Origin of the sequence: Streptomyces sp. RP5T (assembly GCF_003933965.1) — a bacterium.
Lineage (GTDB): Bacteria > Actinomycetota > Actinomycetes > Streptomycetales > Streptomycetaceae > Streptomyces.
The window spans coordinates 1-2,909 of the sequence record NZ_RSAJ01000830.1 but is presented as its reverse complement, the minus strand read 5'-3'; the positions used below and the strand labels follow the sequence as shown (position 1 = coordinate 2,909).

Below are 2,909 nucleotides of genomic sequence, written 5' to 3'. Positions count from 1 at the left end.
ACGCCCAGTCCTCCCGGACCACCAGCATTCTTAAGGGGTCACCATGCTCATCGTCACCCGTGAGGGTGACCGCCGCTGCAAGCTCCCCCCGCACCAGCGTGCCCTGGTCGCCCTGGTGTACCTGCGCCGCCACGACACCCTTGCCCGCATCGCGGTCGGCTTCGGCATATCCGTCGGCACCGCCCACGCGTACGTCACCGCCGTCACCGGCCTGCTCGCCGACCGCTCACCCGGCCTGCTGAAGGCGCTGCGCGAGCACGAACCGGACTTCGTCCTCCTCGACGGCACGCTCGCCGAGTGCGACCGGGTCGGCGACAGCCGAGGCGACTACTCCGCCAAGCACCGCCGCCACGGCGTGAACATCCAGGTCGTCACCGATCCCGCCGGGACAGTGCTGTGGATCTCGCCCGCCCTGCCGGGCCGCACCCACGACCTGACCGCCGCCCGCACCCAACGCATCATCCAGATCTGCGAACGCCAGGGCGTCCCGATCCTTGCCGACCGCGCCTACACCGGGGCCGGCCCCTGGGTCACCACCAGCCTCAAACACCCGCCCGGCGGTGAGCTCACCCCCACCCAACGCACGCTCAACCGCGCCCTCGCCCAAGCACGAGCCCCCGTCGAACGCGGCATAGCACGACTGAAGTCCTGGCAGATCTTCCGCAGATCCCGCATCAGTCCCAACCGCATGACCGTCATCGCCAGAGCCGTCCTCACCCTGGAGAGGCAACACTGAAAACGCTCAAGGTGCTCACTACGCTGGCCGGCGATCTGGACCTGGAGATCCCCAAGGTCCGCACCGGCAGCTTCTTCCCCAGCCTGCTGGAGCGACGGCGCCGCATCGACCAGGCCCTTTACGCCGTCATCATGGAGGCATACGTGCACGGTGTGTCCACCCGCAGCGTCGATGACCTGGTCAAAGCCCTCGGCGGGGACAGCGGCATCTCCAAGTCCGAGGTCTCGTGGATCTGCGCGGCCCTGGACGAGCCGCTCACCGCGTTCCGCACCCGCCCGCTCGATCACGTCCGCTTCCCCTACGTCTACCTGGACGCGACCTACTGCAAGGCGCGGGTGAACCACCAGATCGTCTCCCGGGCCGTCGTGGTCGCCACCCGCATCACCGAAGACGGCAACCGCGAGGTCCTGGGGCTGATGGTGGGCGACAGCGAGAGCGAGGCATTCTGGAAGGAGTTCCTGTGCTCGCTGCGCGAGCGCGGCCTGTCCGGGGTCCGCCTGGTCGTCACCGACCAGCATGCCGGGCTGGTCGCCGCGGTCCGCAAGGTGATGCTCGGCGCCGCCTGGCAGCGATGCAGGGTTCATTTTCTGCGGAACGTCTTCAGCGTGATCGACCGGGATTCCGGTGAGATGGTCGCCGCGACGATCCGCACGATCTTCACCCAGCCCACCGCCGGCCTCGTGCGCACTCAGCTGGACACCGTCGCGGACATGCTCGGCGCCCAGTTCCCCAAGGTCAAAGCCATGCTGCTGGAGGCGAAGGAGGATCTGACCGCGTTCGCGGACTTCCCGCCGCGGCACTGGAAGAAGATCCAGTCGACGAACCCGTTGGAACGGGTGAACCGGGAGATCAAGCGCAGGATCGATGTCGTCCAGGTCTTTCCCAACGACGACGCGCTCATCCGGCTGGTCACCGCCGTGCTCTTCAAGATGCACGACGAATGGATCGCCTTCCCCCGCCGCTACCCCCCGAAGGCAGCATGAGCGAGATCTACCGCGAACTTCCCGAAAGCGCCCCGGCGCTACCCAGCACCCCGAACACGCCCGCCAGATGATCCCCAACGCCACCAGGGACACGACCAAGAAGCATGCACGACGAGCTCGTGCTGGATATCGAGCAGGAAGGATGCGGATCCAACAGGGTCCTTTGGTTGCCGGTGTGATGAGTGAGATCACCATGCCAACGACGAGGGGCCCTGTCTCGTTACCACAGTCGCTGACCAGTCCATTTCGCCCATCAGTACAGGATGAAGGAAGCTCACTGCCACGAGGACGCCACAGCGGTGAACCTTGGGGCTGGCGGGGCCGTTGTGATGATGGTGGGGGCCTTTGCCGAGGAAGGCGAGGGTGAGAGTTATGCGGATAGGAGACTGTCATGCCAATGACTGGTGCGGAGCATGCGGCCTGGTTGGAGAATTTTTTCGTGCAGCAGAATGTGCAGCCGGGGCAGCGCCCCGCATTGCCTCCCAAAATGAGCTCGTCGACGGGAATGCATCTGGACAATGTGGCCACCGGAATCGTCCGCCAGCTTGCGCCGGAATTAGCGGAGGTGCTGCGGCGGCACGGATACGAGGAGCGGGTGGTGACGGCGCCTGACGGACGGCTTATTTTTGCCAGGACTCGTACCAATACAGTGCTGACCGGTGCGGAGCATGCGGCCTGGTTGGAGAATTTTTTCGCGCAGCAGAATGTGCAGCCGGGCCGGCGCCCCGCATTGCCTCACCCAAAGAGCTCGTCGACGGGAATGCATCTGAGCAATGCGGCCCCCGGAAAAGGCCGCCTTGCTCCGGAAGTGGCGGCCGTTCTGGAGGGTCATGGGTATGGGGACCGGCTGGTGACGGACCGTAACACCGGGAAGCTTCATTTCGCTCCCGGTAGTACCAAGACAGTGCTGACTGGTGCGGAGCATGCGGCCTGGTTGGAGAATTTTTTCGCGCAGCAGAATGTTGGGCAAGGGCAACGCCCCGCATTGCCTCACCAAAAGAAATCGCCGACGGGACACCATCTGATGAATGCGGCCCCCGGAAGAAACCGCGGCAACCGGCTGGCGCCGGAAGTGGCGGCCGTTCTGGAGGGCCATGGGTATGGGGACCGGGTGGTGAGGGACCCTGGCACTGGGAAGCTTCATTTCGCCACCGCTTCTAGTCGCAGTGGGGGGGTGGCGGCGGTAACGG

Annotated in this window: 2 protein-coding genes and 1 pseudogene; all 3 read left to right on the top strand. The window is 65.5% G+C overall.

Annotated features, from left to right (window positions below; genetic code table 11):
* Window positions 1-43 precede the first annotated feature (43 nt).
* Window positions 44-736 (top strand): transposase, encoded by a 693-nt coding sequence (locus tag EHS43_RS41690; RefSeq protein ID WP_260470961.1) that lies wholly within the window; start codon window positions 44-46, stop codon window positions 734-736.
* A 26-nt stretch (window positions 737-762) separates the two neighbouring features.
* Window positions 763-1,719, top strand: a pseudogene (locus tag EHS43_RS41685) (IS256 family transposase); the annotation flags it as partial.
* Between the two features lie 397 nt (window positions 1,720-2,116).
* On the top strand, window positions 2,117-2,909 hold a 793-nt coding region (locus EHS43_RS41680), incomplete at its 3' end, for a hypothetical protein (RefSeq protein ID WP_148104257.1).